At 67.4% G+C, this 16069-nt stretch carries 16 protein-coding genes; 5 read left to right on the top strand and 11 right to left on the bottom strand.

Translation table 11 applies throughout. From position 1 onward, the window contains the following. Positions 1-13: 13 nt before the first annotated feature. From pgsA to BMX32_RS11655, 8 genes are all read right to left on the bottom strand, one after another. Positions 14-628: a CDP-diacylglycerol--glycerol-3-phosphate 3-phosphatidyltransferase gene (pgsA, locus tag BMX32_RS11690; protein WP_089979075.1), complete on the bottom strand. Its 615-nt coding sequence runs from the start codon at positions 626-628 to the stop codon at positions 14-16. A gap of 46 nt (positions 629-674) precedes the next feature. Continuing rightward, a complete protein-coding gene (uvrC, locus tag BMX32_RS11685; protein WP_089979072.1) occupies positions 675-2498 on the bottom strand; it encodes an excinuclease ABC subunit UvrC in 1824 nt (607 codons plus the stop codon). Positions 2499-2708: 210 nt separating this feature from the next. Beyond that, positions 2709-3500 carry a 3-deoxy-manno-octulosonate cytidylyltransferase gene (gene kdsB, locus BMX32_RS11680; protein ID WP_089980262.1) on the bottom strand — a complete coding sequence of 264 codons (792 nt, stop codon included), beginning with the start codon at positions 3498-3500 and terminating at the stop codon, positions 2709-2711. A 55-nt stretch (positions 3501-3555) separates the two neighbouring features. Continuing rightward, the gene (gene aroA / locus BMX32_RS11675; protein WP_089979069.1) at positions 3556-4866 is read right to left on the bottom strand and encodes a 3-phosphoshikimate 1-carboxyvinyltransferase; all 1311 of its coding nucleotides are present in this window, start codon (positions 4864-4866) and stop codon (positions 3556-3558) included. Further along, a complete protein-coding gene (gene hisC / locus BMX32_RS11670) occupies positions 4863-5975 on the bottom strand; it encodes a histidinol-phosphate transaminase (RefSeq protein WP_089979066.1) in 1113 nt (370 codons plus the stop codon). The genes aroA and hisC overlap by 4 nt, the downstream gene beginning before the upstream one ends. Then, the gene (gene pheA, locus BMX32_RS11665) at positions 5972-7072 is read right to left on the bottom strand and encodes a prephenate dehydratase (RefSeq protein WP_089979064.1); all 1101 of its coding nucleotides are present in this window, start codon (positions 7070-7072) and stop codon (positions 5972-5974) included. The genes hisC and pheA overlap by 4 nt, the downstream gene beginning before the upstream one ends. A gap of 83 nt (positions 7073-7155) precedes the next feature. Further along, positions 7156-8241 carry a 3-phosphoserine/phosphohydroxythreonine transaminase gene (gene serC, locus BMX32_RS11660; protein WP_089980259.1) on the bottom strand — a complete coding sequence of 362 codons (1086 nt, stop codon included), beginning with the start codon at positions 8239-8241 and terminating at the stop codon, positions 7156-7158. Between the two features lie 70 nt (positions 8242-8311). Continuing rightward, positions 8312-9079, bottom strand: a complete 768-nt coding sequence (locus BMX32_RS11655) for an FHA domain-containing protein (protein ID WP_089979061.1) — start codon at positions 9077-9079, stop codon at positions 8312-8314. 127 nt (positions 9080-9206) lie between these two features. On the opposite strand from BMX32_RS11655, the gene BMX32_RS11650 reads away from it, so the two are divergent. Then, complete coding sequence (locus BMX32_RS11650; protein WP_089979059.1) at positions 9207-9482, top strand: polyhydroxyalkanoic acid system family protein; 276 nt, start codon at positions 9207-9209, stop codon at positions 9480-9482. A gap of 103 nt (positions 9483-9585) precedes the next feature. Beyond that, positions 9586-9804 (top strand): translation initiation factor IF-1, encoded by a 219-nt coding sequence (infA, locus tag BMX32_RS11645; protein ID WP_019466733.1) that lies wholly within the window; start codon positions 9586-9588, stop codon positions 9802-9804. A gap of 106 nt (positions 9805-9910) precedes the next feature. Here infA and clpA read toward each other — a convergent pair whose 3' ends face one another. Further along, positions 9911-12178, bottom strand: coding sequence for an ATP-dependent Clp protease ATP-binding subunit ClpA (clpA, locus tag BMX32_RS11640; protein ID WP_089979056.1), 2268 nt, complete (start codon positions 12176-12178; stop codon positions 9911-9913). Between the two features lie 77 nt (positions 12179-12255). Continuing rightward, positions 12256-12588 (bottom strand): ATP-dependent Clp protease adapter ClpS, encoded by a 333-nt coding sequence (gene clpS, locus BMX32_RS11635; protein ID WP_089979054.1) that lies wholly within the window; start codon positions 12586-12588, stop codon positions 12256-12258. Positions 12589-12710: 122 nt separating this feature from the next. Between clpS and BMX32_RS11630 the strand changes: the two genes are divergently transcribed. Genes BMX32_RS11630 through hflD form a run of 3 tightly spaced genes read left to right on the top strand, consistent with a single transcriptional unit; the run spans position 12711 to position 14954 of the window. Further along, the gene (locus BMX32_RS11630; RefSeq protein WP_089979051.1) at positions 12711-13199 is read left to right on the top strand and encodes an NUDIX hydrolase; all 489 of its coding nucleotides are present in this window, start codon (positions 12711-12713) and stop codon (positions 13197-13199) included. Next, complete coding sequence (gene mnmA / locus BMX32_RS11625) at positions 13196-14290, top strand: tRNA 2-thiouridine(34) synthase MnmA (RefSeq protein ID WP_089979048.1); 1095 nt, start codon at positions 13196-13198, stop codon at positions 14288-14290. Before BMX32_RS11630 ends, mnmA begins: the two co-directional genes overlap by 4 nt. Before the next feature lie 37 nt (positions 14291-14327). Further along, a complete protein-coding gene (gene hflD, locus BMX32_RS11620) occupies positions 14328-14954 on the top strand; it encodes a high frequency lysogenization protein HflD (protein ID WP_089979046.1) in 627 nt (208 codons plus the stop codon). A gap of 38 nt (positions 14955-14992) precedes the next feature. Here hflD and BMX32_RS11615 read toward each other — a convergent pair whose 3' ends face one another. Continuing rightward, positions 14993-15937, bottom strand: coding sequence for a LysR family transcriptional regulator (locus tag BMX32_RS11615; RefSeq protein ID WP_089980255.1), 945 nt, complete (start codon positions 15935-15937; stop codon positions 14993-14995). Positions 15938-16069 lie beyond the last annotated feature (132 nt).

The raw sequence follows: 16069 nt of genomic DNA, 5'->3' as shown, positions 1-16069 counted from the left end.
GATCGGAAATGTGTCAACCACTTTGCACCGGTTTTTTTTCGTTTTTCGTCACATCGGCCGGATCGCCGCGCAGGCTGGGCCACGCGGCGCGCAGGTAGTCCACGCCGGACCAGATGGTGAGGATGCCCGCAATGACCAGAAGGGCCTCGCCGATGTGGTACAGGCGAAGGGTTTCGGCGTCGTGCTGGAGCAGCAACACCACGAGGGCCACCATCTGCATGGCGGTCTTCAGCTTGCCGAGGAACGCGACCTTCACCTTGGAACGCGCGCCGATCTCGGCCATCCATTCGCGTAGCGCGGACACGCTGATCTCGCGGCCGACGATCACCGAAGCCGTCACGGCCATCAGCACGCCCTGCCACCCGCCCGGATGCGACTGCACCAGCAGGAAGAGCGTGACCGCGACCATCAGCTTGTCGGCCACCGGATCGAGGAAGGCGCCGAACGCCGACGTCAGGTTCATGCGACGGGCGAGGTAGCCGTCGAGCCAGTCCGTGAAGCCGGCCAGGACGAACACGATCGCGGCCGTCAGATTGGCGCCGCGGAACGGCAGGTAGAAAACGACCACCATCACCGGTAGCAACAGCACTCGGAACAGGGTCAGCCACGTGGGAAGGTTGATTCGCATAGTTCGGCCATGGCGGGAGGCGGGGACGGACCACGCCTCCATTCGATCAGGGGTGCAGCATGGCATAGATGCGTTCGGCGAGGCCGCGATCAATGCCCTTGACGCTCATGAGTTCTTCGACGCCCGCGGCTTCCACGCCCGCCAGGCCACCGAAGGCCTTGAGCAGCGCGGCGCGTCGGCGCGCGCCGACACCCGCGACGTCTTCGAGCGTGCTCCGTTCACGCGCCGCCTCGCGACGACGGCGATGGCCACTGATGGCGAAGCGGTGCGCCTCGTCGCGCACCGCGGCCACGAGGTGCAGCGCCGGGGACGAGCTGCCGGGGTGCAGCGTCCTGCCGCTCTCCGCGAGCACCAGGGTCTCCTCGCCCGCACGCCGGCCGGGGCCCTTCGCGACGCCCACCACGCGAATGCCCTCCACGCCCAGTTCGCGCAGCACGTCGACGGCCTGCCCCACCTGCCCCGTGCCACCGTCGATCAGCAGGATGTCGGGCTTCACGCCGCCTTCGACGACCTTTTTGAAGCGGCGCGTGAGCGCCTGGTGCATGGCGGCGTAATCGTCGCCGGGGGTGATGCCCGCGATGTTGAAACGCCGGTAATGCGACTTCTCCGCGCCCTCCGGCCCGAACACCACGCACGACGCCACGGTGAGCTCGCCACGCGTGTGGCTGATGTCGAAACATTCGATGCGACGCGGGGTGGCGTCGAGTTCGAGCACCTTTTGCAGGTCGTCGAACCGGGCGAGCAGCGTGTGCCGGCTCGCCAGGCGCGACGTCAGCGCGGCGCTGGCGTTGCGCTGGGCCATTTCAAGGAAACGCGCCCGCTCGCCGCGCACGCTGGGCTTCAGCGACACGACGTAGCCGGCATGGTCGGAAAGCACCTGTGCCAGCACGTCGATGTCTTCCACGGGGTCGCTCAGCACGAGCTCGCGAGGCACCTGGCGCTCGAGGTAGTACTGCGCGATGAACTGGCCGAGCACGTCCGACACCGACGCGTCGGTCGGCAGACGCGGGAAGAAATCGCGCGAACCGAGACTCACGCCGTTGCGGAAGAACAGCACGCTGACGCACGCCATGCCGCCCTCGAGGCAGCACGCGATCACGTCCATGTCGGCGCTCGCGCCCTGCACGAAGTGCTGCGCCTGGATCTTGCGCATGGCTGCGACCTGATCGCGCAGGTTGGCCGCACGCTCGAACTTGAGATCGCGCGAAGCGGCTTCCATCGCCACGGCGAGCTCGTCGATGACGGCGCTGCTGCGGCCCTCGAGAAACATCTCGGCGTGGCGCACGTCGTTGCGGTAATCGTCGACCTCGATCAGCCGCACGCACGGCGCGCTGCAACGCCCGATCTGGTGCTGCAGGCAGGGCCGCGACCGGTTCCTGAAGTAGCTGTCCTCGCACTGGCGTACGCGGAACAGCTTCTGCATGAGCCCCAGGCTCTCGCGCACCGCGAACGTGCTCGGATACGGACCGAAATACCGCCCCGGCGCACTCTTCGCGCCGCGATGGAACGCGAGCCGCGGATAGTCTTCGCCGCCCGACAGGAAGATGTAGGGGTAGCTCTTGTCGTCGCGAAGCACGATGTTGTATCGCGGCTTCAGCGACTTGATCAGCTGGGACTCGAGCAGCAGCGCCTCGCCCGCCGTCCGCGTCAGCGTGACTTCGGCGCGCGCGATCTGCGACACCATGGACGCGATGCGCGGATCCATGGGCGGCTTCAGGAAGTAATTGCCGACGCGCTTCTTGAGGTTGGCCGCCTTGCCGACGTACAGCAGTTCGTCTTCCGCGTCGAAGTAGCGATAGACGCCGGGGGACGTGGTGAGGTGGCGGACGAAGGCCTTGCCGTCGAACGGATGCGACTCGGTGTGCTCCATCCCGCCATTTTACCCCGCCGGTGCATCGCGGACGCGAAAAAAAGCGCCGGCACGTGGATGAGTCGTGCCGGCGCCGCCGTCCGTGGTACTGCCGCCGTCCAGCGGGATGACTCTGGCGACGGGATCAGGTTACGCCCGCGCCCGCCTCGCCGCGCCCGGCGCAGGCCGCGTCGATACCTCGGCGGCGACTGATATCGCGCGGGATTCCCCCTACAGGCCGCTCCCCTGCCCGGCCAGCCAGCGCTCGGCCCGGTGCAGGTCCTCCGCGGTGTCGATGCCCGGCGGGAACGGCTCGGGTGTGGGCCGCACGGAGATGGCGTAGCCGTGTTCGAGGGCCCGCAACTGCTCCAGCGACTCCGCCTGCTCCAGCGGCGTGCGCGGCAGCGCCGCGAGACGGCGGAGGAACGCCGCGCGGTACGCGTAGATGCCGATGTGGCGGAGGAAGGGCACGCCGTGGGGCAACGCTCCCCGATCGTGCGCGAATGCGTCCCGCGCCCAAGGCGCCGGCGCGCGCGTGAAATAGAGGGCCCGGCCGTTGCCGCCCCGCACCACCTTGACGATGTTGGGATCGAACAGCTCGGCCGCGTCGTCGATCGGTGTCGCCAGCGTCGCCATGGGCGCGTCGTCGCCGGCCAGCGTCGCCACCACCGCCCGGATGCCCGCCGCGGGTGCAAAGGGTTCGTCGCCCTGCAGGTTCACCACGATCGTGTCCTCGGGCCAGCCGAAATTGTCCACCGTCTCCGCGATGCGGTCGCTGCCCGAGGCATGATCGGGCCGGGTCATGCAGACCAGGACGTCGTCGCCGCAGCCGCGCAGTTCGCGCGCGACGCGGTCGTCGTCCGTCGCCACCACCACCTGCGCGGCGCCGGCCAGCGTGGCCTGGCGGGCCACGCGGCGAATCATCGACTCACCGGCGATCTTCAGCAGCGGCTTGCCCGGAAGCCGGGTGGAACCGTAGCGCGCGGGCACCACGACGACGAACGGGGGAATCTTCTCGGCCATGGCGATGTCCGGCTGCGGGAACGCCAAGCGTAGCCCGCCAGCCGGGGTCTTGTCGTCAGACGGCGGTGTGCAGACGGAAGCCGGTCGTGTTGGCCAGGTCCATGAAGCCCGGGAACGACGTGGCCACGTTCGCGCAGTCGCCGATCGTGATCGGGCCGGACGCCACGAGGCCGGCGATCGCGAAACTCATCGCTATCCGATGGTCGCCATGACTGTCGATGCCGCCGCCGGCGATCGTGCCGCCACGAATGATGGCGCCGTCGGGCAGCTCGTCGATCATCACGCCGCAGGCTTTCAGGCCGTTGGCCATCGCGGCGATGCGATCGGATTCCTTGACCCGGAGTTCCGCCGCGCCGCGGATCGTGGTCATGCCGTCGGCAACGGCCGCCGCCACGAAGAGCGCCGGGAACTCGTCGATCATGTCGGGCACGATGTCGAGCGGCAGCGCCACGCCGTGCAACGGCGCGTACCTGACGACGAGGTCGCCGATGGCCTCCCCGCCGCTGCGGCGCTCGTTCTCCACCGCGATGTCGGCGCCCATCAGTTCCAGTGCCGCCAGCAGGCCGGTGCGCCTCGGATTGAGACCCACGCCCGGCAGGCGAACGTGCGATCCCGGCACGATGCACGCGGCCACGATGAAGAAGGCGGCCGACGAGATATCCGCCGGCACCTCGACATCCACCGCTTTCAGCGCGTGCCCGCCCTCGAGGCGCGCGCGCCCGGGCGAATAATCGATGGGCCAGCCGAACGCCTTGAGCATGCTCTCGGTGTAGTCGCGTGTCGGGTGACTCTCGACGACCTCGGTCGGGCCTTCGGCGTAGAGGCCCGCGAGCAACAGGGCGGACTTCACCTGCGCGCTGGCGACGGGCGACTGGTAGGTCACGCCGCGCAACGCCCTGCCGCCATGGATACGCAGCGGCGGCCGGCCGTCCTGCGTATCGATGAGCGCACCCATCGTCGTCAGCGGGTCCGTCACGCGACGCATCGGCCGGCGCGAGAGCGACTCGTCGCCTACCAGCACCGAGTCGAACGCCTGTCCGGCGAGCAGGCCCGCGAGGAGGCGCATGCCCGTGCCCGCGTTGCCGCAGTCGAGCGGCTCGGTCGTGCCGCGCAGTCCGTGCAGGCCGACGCCATGTACCACGCGCTCTCCCGGCGCCGGCGTTTCGAAGCGCACGCCGAGCTTGCCGAGGATCGCCGCCGTGGCACGCGTGTCCTCGCCTTCGAGGAAACCGCGGATGTGCGACACGCCGTCGGCGATCGCGCCGAACATCAGTGCGCGGTGCGATACGGATTTGTCGCCGGGCACCACGACCTCACCGAGGAGCGGGGTATCCGCCGGTTCGCTGATCCAGTCGAGGCGGGTCATGGCAGGTTCTCCAGCAGACGTTCCAGTTCGGCGCGGCTACCCACGCTCACGCGTACGGTGTGCGGCAAGCGGTAACCGCCCATGGGACGGACGATCACGCCACGTTCGAACAGGTGCGCCTCGAACGCGGCGGCGTCCCGCCCCAGGTCCACGAGCACGAAGTTCGTCTGCGACGGCAGCACGCGCAGGCCGCGCGCGGTAAGTTCCCCGGCCAGCCACGCACGGTCGCGTCGGTTCGTTTCGCGCACGCGCGCGCGGTGCTCGTGGTCGCCGAGCGCCGCTTCCGCCGCGGCGAGCGCCACGCCGTTCACGTTGAACGACTCGCGCAGGCGCTCGCATACCGCCGCCACCGACGGATGGCTGAGCATGTAGCCGATGCGCAGGCCGGCGAGCGCGTACGCCTTCGAGAACGTGCGCGTGACGATGAGGTTCGGATACCGCGTCAGCAGATGCAGGCCCGAGCTCAGGCCTTCGGCGTCCACGTATTCGTGATACGCCTCGTCGACCACGACCAGTGTCTGCGCGGGAATCGTCGAGAGAAACGCCTCGAGCGCCGCGTCGGTGAACCAGGTGCCGGTCGGATTGTTCGGGTTCGCCAGGTAGACGAGGCGCGTGTCGTCCGTCACCGCCGCGGCGATCGCCGGAAGGTCGTGCCCGTAGGGTGCGTCCGGGTGATCCGCCGGCAGGGCCGGCACCGCGATCGAACGCGCGCCGGCCGCGGCCGCGGCGATGGGAAACACCGCGAAGCCGAATTGCGAATGCACCACCGGATGCTCGGCGTCCGCGAAGCACTGCGCCATCAGCATCAGCAATTCATGCGAGCCGTTGCCGAGCGTGATGCCGGAGACCGGCACACCGAGTTCGCTCGAGAGCTTCGCCTTCAGCGACGCGCCGAGGGGATCGGGATAGCGCCAGATGTCTTCCAGCACGCGCGTCGCCGCGCGCATGGCGAGCTTGCTCGGCCCGAGCGGATTCTCGTTCGAGCCGAGTTCGGAAAGGACCGCGCCGAATCGCAGGCGCAGCGCGGGAAGGTCGTGACCGGGATCGTAGGCGCGAAGTGCCGACGTCGCCCGGTTGGCGAGCGTGGCTGCGTCGAACGCTGTGTTCATGGGAGGGCGACGGGGTAGGAGCCGAGCACGCGCACATCGGCCGCGGCGGGTTTCATGGCCTCGAGGGCGGACTGCAGGGAAGGATCGTCCACGTGGCCCGACACGTCGATGAAGAACGCGTATTGCCACTTGCCGGTATGGGCCGGACGGGATTCGATGCGGTTCATGCTGATGCCTTCTTTCGCGAGCGGGCTCAGCACGTCGTAAAGCGCACCCGGCTTGTCGCGCACCGACACGAGCAGCGAGGTGCGATCGTTGCCGGATGGCGGAAAGATCGAGCGACCGATGACGAGGAAACGCGTGGTGTTGTCCGAGCGATCCTCGATGGGCCCGGCCACGGTCTTCAGACCGTACACGCGACCGGCGCTCTCGCCGGCGATGGCGGCCGATTCCGGCGACAGGCGCGCCGTGCGCGCGGCCTCGGCATTGCTCGACACGGGAATGCGTTCGGCGTGCGGCAGGTTGACGCGGAGCCAGCCCTGGCATTGCTGCAACGACTGCGGATGCGAGTAGACGCGCTTGACGTCCTTCAGCTCGCCGCTCAGCGAGAGCAGGTTCTGGTGGACGCGCAGTTCCACTTCGCCGCAGATCGTCGCCTTCGACACGAGAAACATGTCGAGCGTCATCTGGATCATGCCCTGCCCGGAGTTCTCTACCGGCACCACGCCGAAATCCGCGTTGCCGGCGGCAACTTCCTGGAAGACCTCCTCGATGCTGCCCAGTGGCAGCCCGTAAGCGGCGTGACCGAAGTGCTTGCGCACGGCCTGTTCGCTGAAGGTGCCTTCCGGACCGAGGAAGCCGATCTTCAGCGGCTGCTGCTGTGACAGGCACGACGACATGATCTCGCGGAACAGACGCACGAGTTCGCCGTCCGGCAGCGGGCCATCGTTGCGGTCGATGACGCCGCGAAGGACCTGGGCTTCCCGTTCGGGTCGGTAATACTCCACCGCCGCCTTCAGCGGGCCCTTGGCCCGGCCGACCTGCTGCGCCCAGCGGGCGCGCTCGCTGATCAGCGACTGCAGTTGCTGGTCGATGCTGTCGATGCGCGTACGCGCCTCCGTCAGCGTGGCTTGTTTATCGGCGGGGGTCTTGCTCATGGACTTCCAGCGGCTGAAAAAGTGGTTGCAGATGAAACGGTTACCGCCGCGACCATCATGTTGCGGTGCGGCGACCTCCGACTTTAACCGTGCCGCGCCGCAAAGTCCCGCATGAATTTCACGAGTTCGTCGACAGCCGCTTCCGACACCGCGTTGTACAGCGAGGCGCGCATGCCGCCGATGGCCTTGTGACCCTTGAGACCGATGAATCCCGCGTCTTCGGATGCCTTCAGAAACACCGAATCCAGCGCGGCATCGTGCAATACGAACGACACGTTCATCCGCGACCGCGCATCGCGCTGAACGTCGTTACGGTAGAAACCGTCCGAGCCGTCGATCGCCGCGTACACGTGCGCCGACTTGCGCGCGTTGCGCTCGCCCATGACGGCGACGCCGCCCTGCGCCTCGATCCACTCGAACGTGAGCCCGGCGAGATACCAGCCCCACGTATTGGGCGTGTTGAGCATCGAATCGTTCTTCGCCTGCTCCGCGTAACGCAGGATTTTCGCGATGGGTTGCGTCTCCCGTGCCAGCAGGTCGTCGCGGACGATCATCACCACGAGGCCCGACGGGCCGATGTTCTTCTGCGCACCCGCGTAGATCATCCCGAAGCGCGACACGTCGAGAGGCGCGCCGAGGATATTCGACGACATGTCGGCGACGAGCGGCACATCGCCCACGTCGGGGATGTCGTGGAACTCGAGACCGCGGATCGTTTCGTTGGGCGTGTAATGCACGTACGCCGCACGCGGATCGAGCGTCCACTCCTCCCGTGGCGGCAACGTACGGAAGTCGCTGGCCTCGGAGGTCGCGGCGACGTTCGCCCGCACGTGAAAGGCGGCCTCCGCGACGGCTTTCCGGCTGAACACACCTGTGACGATGTAATCGGCCGACCCTTCTCGCGAGGCGAGGTTCATGGGGATCTGCGCGAAATGCTGCGTGGCGCCGCCCTGCAGGAAGAGCACCCTGTAGTGATCCGGGATGCCCATGAGTCGGCGCAACCGCTGCTCGGTCGCCGCCGCGAGTTCCATGAAGCGTTTCCCGCGATGCGAAAGCTCCATCACGGACGCCCCGGAGCCGTTCCAGTCGAGCAGGTCGCTCTGCGCCCTGCGCAATACCGCCTCCGGCAGCGCCGCCGGTCCGGCACTGAAATTCCACGCTCTGCTCACGCCTGCCTCCACGTCGAAAGAGGCATCCATTATGCGCGCAGCTCGGGCAGGACGAAGGCGGCGAACTGTCTCAGAAATGGACGAAGAGCACCGCGGCGATGCCGAGAGCCAGTAGCGCCGCGGTGAGGATCAGCCACCACACGTCGCCGCGTGGCGGCTCGGCCGGTTCCTGCGTGTCGTCCGGCTCCGGTTCCGGAACCGTCACGACCGGCTCGGCCACCCAACCCGGACCGTCGACGATGAAGCGATGCGCCGCGATGCCGACCTGATCGCCCGGCTGCAGCGACGCCCGCACCGTCTTGATGCCGTTCACGCGCACCGCGTGGCGGGCCGGCACGCGGGAGGCGTCGAGCACGAGTTCGCCGTCGTCCCACGCCAGGACCATCAGCGCGGGATCGTTACCGGGCAATTCGAGCGGCAGCGCACCGTGCGTCGAGCCGAGTTCGAGGCGATCACCCAAGGCCACGACACGACCGGAGAGCGGCCCGGCCACGGGGCGCAACGCCACCGTGCAGCGCGATTCCGTGGGCAGCGCCGTGTCGCGCGCGTCGAGGTCGGCATCGTCGCGGACGAGCATGCGGCAGTCGCCGAGCGACAGGCTGTCGCCGGCGCGCAGCAGGGCGCGTTCGCGCACCGGCCGGGCATTGACGTAGACGCGACCCACGCCGGCCTCGACCGACAGGACCATCCCGCGGCGGTCGCGCTGGATGGTGACGTGCCGGGGAGCGACCTGGGGTTCGGAGACGACGAGGTCGTTGTCGTCCCCGCGACCGATCGTGAGCACGGGTCGTGACCAGTGGAAATCACCGCGAGCCGAGCTGACGAATTCGATGCGCATGGAGGAACCGGGACGTTGACGACGCGACTTTAGCAGAGTGAGGTATCTGATTGAACGCAAAGGTGTCCACACGATGCGTTCCGTCCGCTGCTAGACTCCCGCCTTTTCCAGCGACGAGGACGCCCCGATGGCGAAGATCGACATCCGACGCCCGCACGGCAAGACGATCGCGGAAGCCCGCGCGGTGGTCGACAAGGTGGCCGCGCGCATGAACGAAAAGCTCGGCACCGAAGGCGGCTGGCAGGGCGACACGTTTCAGTTCGCCCGCTCGGGCGTGAAGGGTGCGATCGCCGTGTCGCCGGCCGATGTCCACGTGACCGCCGAGCTCGGCATGCTGCTCTCGCCCATGAAGGGCATGATCGAGAACGAAATCCGGCAGAAGCTCGACGAGCACTTCGCCTGACGCGCACCGCCCCACCTGCGCCAGCGGGTGGCCTGATCTCCGCCCCTATGCCATAATAGGGGACTTATGCGGCCACTCCGGCCGTTCATCCGACCCGGAACACATGGCAAAAGACGACGTCATCGAAATGGAAGGCACGGTCCAGGAGACCCTGCCCAACACCATGTTCCGCGTGCAGCTCGAGAACGGGCACGTCATTACCGCCCATATCTCCGGTCGCATGCGCAAGCATTACATCCGCATCCTCACGGGCGATAAGGTCAAGGTCGAAATGACCCCTTACGACCTCACGAAGGGGCGCATCACGTACCGTATGAAGTAAGGCGCGTCCCGCGCCGGCTTCGCCGGAACATGAAAAAAGCCGCGGCCATGCCGCGGCTTTTTTTGTGTCTTCGTGACGGTGGGCCCCGAAGGGCCCACCGGTTTACTCAGGCTTCCGCCGTGGCCGGCTCCGCCGACTCGGTTTCCACGTGCAACTCGTCGCCGTCGACGGACAGGGTCACCTTGCCGCCATCGGCCAGCTTGCCGAAGAGCAGCTCGTCCGCCAGGGCACGCTTGACCTTGTCCTGGATCACACGCGCCATCGGGCGGGCACCCATCTGCGGGTCGAAGCCGTGCTCGGCCAGCCAGCGACGCGCCTCCGGCGTGACGTCCACCGCCACCTTCTTCTCCGCGAGCTGGGCTTCCAGCTCGATGAGGAACTTGTCGACCACGCGCAGGATATGGTCGAAGTCGAGGGCGTTGAACTGCACGATGGCGTCGAGGCGGTTGCGGAACTCCGGTGTGAACAGGCGACGGATGGTTTCCATCGAGTCCAGCGTGTGGTTCTGCTTGACGAAGCCGATACCGCGACGCGAGGCCAGCTGCGCACCCGCGTTCGTGGTCATCACGATGATCACGTTCTTGAAGTTCGCTTCGCGACCGTTCGTGTCCGTCAGCACACCGCGATCCATGACCTGGAGCAGGATGTTGTAGACGTCCGGATGGGCCTTCTCGATTTCGTCGAGCAGCAGCACACAGTGCGGATGCTTGGTGATCTGCTCGGTGAGCAGGCCGCCCTGGTCGAAGCCGACGTAGCCCGGAGGGGCGCCGACGAGGCGCGAGACCGAATGCGCTTCCATGTATTCCGACATGTCGAAACGCACCATCTCGATGCCGAGCTGCATCGCGAGCTGCCGGGTGACTTCCGTCTTGCCGACGCCCGTGGGGCCGGCGAGCAGGAAGCTGCCGATCGGCTTCGACGGGTCGCCGAGACCCGAGCGGGCCATCTTGATCGACGAGGCCAGCGCTTCGATCGCGGCGTCCTGACCGAACACCACCATCTTCAGGTTGCGCTCGAGATTGCGCAGCACGTCGCGATCCGACGCCGAGACCTGCTTGGCGGGGATGCGTGCCATCTTGGCCACGATGTACTCGATCTCGGGGACGTCGACCTTGCCGGTGCGCTCGTCTTCCGGCAGCAGGCGCTGGCGGGCGCCGGCCTCGTCGATCACGTCGATGGCCTTGTCCGGGAGCAGGCGGTCAGGGATGTGCTTGACCGAGAGGTCCACCGCCGCGCGCAGCGCTTCACCCGTGTATTCGACGGAGTGATGCTCTTCGAAACGCGTCTTCAGGCCCTTCAGGATCTCGATGGAATCGGCCACGGTGGGCTCGACGACGTCGATCTTCTGGAAGCGGCGAGCGAGGGCGCGGTCCTTCTCGAACACGCCGCGGAACTCCTGGAACGTGGTCGAGCCGATGCAGCGCAGCTCGCCCGACGCCAGCATCGGCTTGATCAGGTTGGACGCGTCCATCGTGCCGCCCGACGCCGAGCCCGCCCCGATGATCGTGTGGATCTCGTCGATGAACAGGATGGCGTTCGGCTGCTTCTTCAGCTGGCCGATCACGGCCTTGAGGCGCTTCTCGAAATCGCCGCGATACTTCGTGCCGGCGACCAGCGCACCGAGGTCGAGCGACCAGATCGTGCAGTCTTCCAGCACTTCCGGGACCTGACCTTCGACGATGCGCTTGGCGAGACCTTCGGCCAGCGCGGTCTTGCCCACGCCCGCCTCGCCCACGTAGAGCGGGTTGTTCTTGCGGCGGCGGCAGAGGACCTGGATGGTGCGCTCCACTTCGTCCTGGCGGCCGATCAGGGGATCGATCTTGCCCTGGATGGCCAGCTCGTTCAGGTTCGAGGCGTATTCGCTGAGCGGATTGCCCTTGCCTTCCCCGCCGTCCTCGCCGTCACGCTCGACGTTGGGCGCCGCGGCGGCCGACTCGTCGCCGATCTTGGCGATGCCGTGGGAAATGTAATTGACGACGTCCAGGCGCGTAATTTCCTGCTGGTGCAGGAAGTACACGGCGTGGGAGTCCTTTTCGCCAAAGATGGCCACCAGCACGTTGGCGCCGGTGACTTCCTTACGGCCCGAGGACTGGACATGGTAAACGGCACGCTGGAGCACGCGCTGGAAGCCCAGCGTGGGCTGCGTGTCGCGCTCGTCGCCGGCCGGCAGCACCGGCACGGTTTCGGCGATGATCCGCTGGAGATCCGCCGCGAGGCGCGGCAGATCGACGCCGCATGCCCGCAGGGCGGACAGGGCTGAGGTGTTTTCGGTCAGGGCAAGCAGCAGGTGCTCGACCGTCATGAATTCGTGGCGCTGTTCCCGGGCCTGCTTGTAGCAATGCCCAATGGTGACTTCGAGATCCTTGCTGAACATACGGACCGTCTCCGATAGCTGTGGGCGGCGGGGGCCAGCCCCTGTTGTTGCCGCATGAACTCCAGATGGGGGATCGGCTACATCTTTTCCATAGTGCACAACAGTGGGTGTTGATGAGACCGTGAGTACTCGTTGACCTGGGTCACCTTGGTTTCTGCCACCTCCCGGGTGAATACGCCGCAGACGCCCTTGCCACGCGTGTGGACATGAAGCATGACCTGCACCGCCCGCTCCTGATCCATGCCGAAGAAACTGCGCAAGACCTCGATCACGAAATCCATGGGCGTGAAGTCGTCGTTCAGCAGGACGACCTGGAAAAGCGGCGGCCGTGCGGTTTCGGGACGGGATGTCTCGACGGCAAGTCCGTGTCCTCGGTCGCTTTCCTGATCGTGTTCGTGTTCTTGGGACATTAATTCGGAACCTTCGGTACGCGATTCGTTTATACACCGGAAATCGGCTGGTCTCGCCGGTCGATTTCCACAGGTAATGGCACAATATGCCTTTTTCCAGAGCCACCTACGCCGTAAAGCCGATGCCCGAGCCGACTTCCGCCATTGAAACCGTCTGGTGCCCACGGGTGACCGTGGCCTGCGTGATCGCGCGCGGGGACCGCTTCCTCGTCGTGGAAGAGGAAATCGGCGGCCGGCTCGCCTACAACCAGCCAGCCGGTCATCTGGATCCGGGTGAGACACTGCAGGCCGCCGCCGTTCGCGAGACGCTGGAGGAGACCGGCCATCACGTGGCGCTGGATGCCTTCATCGGCGTCTGGCAGTGGGTGAGCACGGAGCACGGCGAGCAGGTGTTGCGCTTCGGTTTTGCCGGACATGTGCTGTCACACGACGCCTCCCTGCCGCTCGATACCGGCATCCGCCGGGCGATCTGGCTGCGTCGCGACGAGATCGAGGCGCTGGGCACGCGCCTGCGCACGCCGCTCGTGCTGGATTCGATCGACGCGTGGCTCGACGGACGCCGTCTGCCGCTCGATGTCGTGTCGAGCCTGCTGCCCGGAGCCCGCGCGTGAAAGTGATCCTCGGCGTATCCGGTGGCGTCGACTCCTCGGTCGCGGCCCTCCTGCTCCAGCAGGCGGGGCACGAGGTCGAGGGCATGTTCATGCAGAACTGGGAAGAGGACGACCGCTCGGGCCCCTGCACCACCGATGACGACCGCAAGGACGCCGTGGCCGTGTGCGGCCGGCTGGGCATCCCGTTCCACGCGCGCAATTTCGCGGGCGAGTACTGGGACGGGGTCTTCGCGTACTTTCTCGCCGAATACGCGGCGGGGCGCACCCCGAACCCCGACGTGCTGTGCAATCGCGAGATCAAGTTCAAGACGTTCCTCGATCACGCGCAGGCCCTTGGCGCCGAAAAGATCGCGACGGGCCATTACGCCCGCGTCGACCTTCACGAGGGCCGTTACCGCCTGCTGCGCGCGGTGGATGCCGCCAAGGACCAGAGCTATTTCCTGCATGCGCTGGGTCAGAAGCAGCTCGCCGCCACGCTGTTCCCCGTGGGCGAGATCGAAAAACCGCTCGTGCGCGAGATGGCGCGCGAAGCGGCGCTGCCGACGCATGCCAAGAAGGATTCCACCGGCATCTGCTTCATCGGCGAGCGCGATTTCCGCGCGTTCCTGTCGCAATACCTGCCGGCGAAACCCGGTGCGATGGTCGATCCGGACGGCCGCACCATCGGCGAGCACCAGGGCGTCATGTATTACACGCTGGGCCAGCGCAACGGCCTCGGCATCGGCGGTCGCGCCGACGCACCGAACGAGCCGTGGTACGTCGTCGGCAAGGACGTCGCGACCAACACGCTGATCGTGGCGCAGGGGGGCGAGAACCGCTGGCTGCAGTCCACGCGCCTCGTCGCCACCGAGGCGACCTGGGTCGCGGGCGAACCATCCGCCCTGTCCTTCCGCTGCACGGCCAAGACCCGTTACCGTCAGGCCGACCAGTCATGCACCGTCGACGTACGCGCCGACATGCTCCACGTCACGTTCGACGAACCGCAGCGCGCCGTCACGCCCGGCCAGTCCGTGGTGCTGTACGACGGCGACGTCTGCCTCGGCGGCGCGGTCATCGCGACGACCGACGCGCCCTACGGCGGCCTGTCATGACGACGCCGCGCCACCCTTTTCCTTTCGAGCTTTCCGCATGAACGAAGAACGCGTCCTCGCCCTGGCCGGCGTCTTCCAGGGGGTCGCCCTCGCCCAGCAGCTGGCCACCGACGGCCGTTGCGACGAAACCCAGTACGAGGCCAGCCTCTCCAGCGTCTTCCGGATCGACGCCGACTCCGTGTCCGGTGTCTACGGCGGCGTGTCGGGCGTGCGGCGCGGCCTGCGTACGCTGGTCGATCAGTTCGAGGACCAGACGCGCGACGTCGCCGTGATGCGCATGGCCATCACCGTGCTGCGCCTGGAGCGCTCGCTGTCGCGCAACCGCGGGCTGCTCGATCGCCTTCGCGAAGGGATCGTCGCCACGCAGCGGCAGGTCGAGCATTTCGGACTCGGCCATCCCAACGTTTCCGCGCGGCTGGCCGAAATCTACGCGTCCACGCTCTCCACGCTGAAGCCCCGCGTGATGGTCACGGGCAATCCGACGCATCTACAGCAGAAGGCCAATGTCGACCGCGTGCGCGCGGCGCTGCTGGCGTCGGTCCGTTCCGCCGTGCTCTGGCATCAGATCGGCGGCAGGCAGTGGCAGCTGCTGATCTCGCGCAAGCAGTGCGCGATGCTCGCGCGCGGGCTGCTCACGGGCTCGACGCTCGACAACGGCGGCTGATGGCTCTGGTGGAAGCCAGCCTGCTGGCTCCCACCCTTTTATCCCTGGCCGGCCGCGTCCAGCCCCGGAATCGCCTCGGCCAGCGCGCGCAGCAGGTCGCCGAACCGCGCCAGGTCCTCCCGCCAGGGTGTCGCGCTGCGCCAGAACAGCGAAATGTGTCGTCCCGGCCGCGCACCCTCCACCGCCGCGAGCACCACGTTCGGAATCGAACCGAGGCGATCGTGGGCGAGGATCGGCACCAGCGTGTAGCCGCCGCGCAGCGCCACCAGCGTCGCGAGGCTCTCGAGGCTGAGGTCCTGGATGCGCTCCGGACGCGCCGACCCGGTCATCCCGAGGTCGGACATGCCGTTGCCGTGGCTCTCCGTCATCAGCGTGGCGTCCGCGGCGTCCAGCTCGGACAAGGCGACGGACGGGCGCCCCGCGAGCGCGTGTCCGCGCTGCAGCAGCAGCTCGTAAGGCTCGAAGAAAAGGTCGGTCGCGTCCAGCCCGGTGACCGTCGCGGTCGGCGGGGCCAGCACGGCGTCGAGCTCCCCTTCCTGCAGGCGTCGCAGCAGCCCGCGCGGCTTGCCCTCGGAGATGGTCAGGCGCGCGCCCGGAAAGCGTTGGGGGAACGGTTCGATGAAATGGGGCAGCAGGTAGGGGCCCAGCGTGGAGGGCACGCCGAGGCGCAGTTCGCCGCCGAAGGCGACATCGCCGGCCCGGGCCGCGTGCTCCAGGTGCTCGGCCGAGGCCAGCACCTCTTCTATATAGCCGAGCAGGCGCTGCCCGCTGGCGGTCGGCGCCACGCGTCGCCCGCCGCGCTCGAACAGCGGCACGCCCAGGGCCTGCTCGACCTTCTGTACCTGGTGGGAGAGGCCCGACGGGCTGATGTACATGGCCCGCGCGGCACTGTTGAAGCTACCTTCACGCGCCACGGCCTGCACCAGGGCGAGGTCGCGCAGCGACACCGACGACAGCGCCATCGAAATCATCGAACGCTGCATGCCATCAAATACGTTTGCGCCCATGCGCCGCCGCCCTCATCCTTTTGCCGCCCGAATTCGCGCGGCCAGCCCCATCGAACCGGCATTCTAGCCGGGACCGGTCTCACGACGGTCGCACTGCGACGGCAGACT

The sequence above is a fragment of the Luteibacter sp. UNCMF331Sha3.1 genome (genome assembly GCF_900109915.1).
Classification (GTDB): domain Bacteria; phylum Pseudomonadota; class Gammaproteobacteria; order Xanthomonadales; family Rhodanobacteraceae; genus Luteibacter.
Note: the sequence above shows the minus strand (reverse complement) of the source record. Positions and strands in the feature narration are given on the sequence as shown.

Coding starts and splice junctions, on each gene's coding strand:
- hflD (WP_089979046.1), top strand. CDS start 14,328: ATGAACGAAGAACGCGTCCTCGCCCTGGCCGGCGTCTTCCAGGGGGTC.
- BMX32_RS11650 (WP_089979059.1), top strand. CDS start 9,207: ATGGCGAAGATCGACATCCGACGCCCGCACGGCAAGACGATCGCGGAA.
- BMX32_RS11615 (WP_089980255.1), bottom strand. CDS start 15,937: ATGCAGCGTTCGATGATTTCGATGGCGCTGTCGTCGGTGTCGCTGCGC.
- BMX32_RS11655 (WP_089979061.1), bottom strand. CDS start 9,079: ATGCGCATCGAATTCGTCAGCTCGGCTCGCGGTGATTTCCACTGGTCA.
- hisC (WP_089979066.1), bottom strand. CDS start 5,975: ATGAACACAGCGTTCGACGCAGCCACGCTCGCCAACCGGGCGACGTCG.
- clpA (WP_089979056.1), bottom strand. CDS start 12,178: ATGTTCAGCAAGGATCTCGAAGTCACCATTGGGCATTGCTACAAGCAG.
- uvrC (WP_089979072.1), bottom strand. CDS start 2,498: ATGGAGCACACCGAGTCGCATCCGTTCGACGGCAAGGCCTTCGTCCGC.
- BMX32_RS11630 (WP_089979051.1), top strand. CDS start 12,711: ATGCCCGAGCCGACTTCCGCCATTGAAACCGTCTGGTGCCCACGGGTG.
- kdsB (WP_089980262.1), bottom strand. CDS start 3,500: ATGGCCGAGAAGATTCCCCCGTTCGTCGTCGTGGTGCCCGCGCGCTAC.
- pheA (WP_089979064.1), bottom strand. CDS start 7,072: ATGAGCAAGACCCCCGCCGATAAACAAGCCACGCTGACGGAGGCGCGT.
- infA (WP_019466733.1), top strand. CDS start 9,586: ATGGCAAAAGACGACGTCATCGAAATGGAAGGCACGGTCCAGGAGACC.
- clpS (WP_089979054.1), bottom strand. CDS start 12,588: ATGTCCCAAGAACACGAACACGATCAGGAAAGCGACCGAGGACACGGA.
- pgsA (WP_089979075.1), bottom strand. CDS start 628: ATGCGAATCAACCTTCCCACGTGGCTGACCCTGTTCCGAGTGCTGTTG.
- aroA (WP_089979069.1), bottom strand. CDS start 4,866: ATGACCCGCCTCGACTGGATCAGCGAACCGGCGGATACCCCGCTCCTC.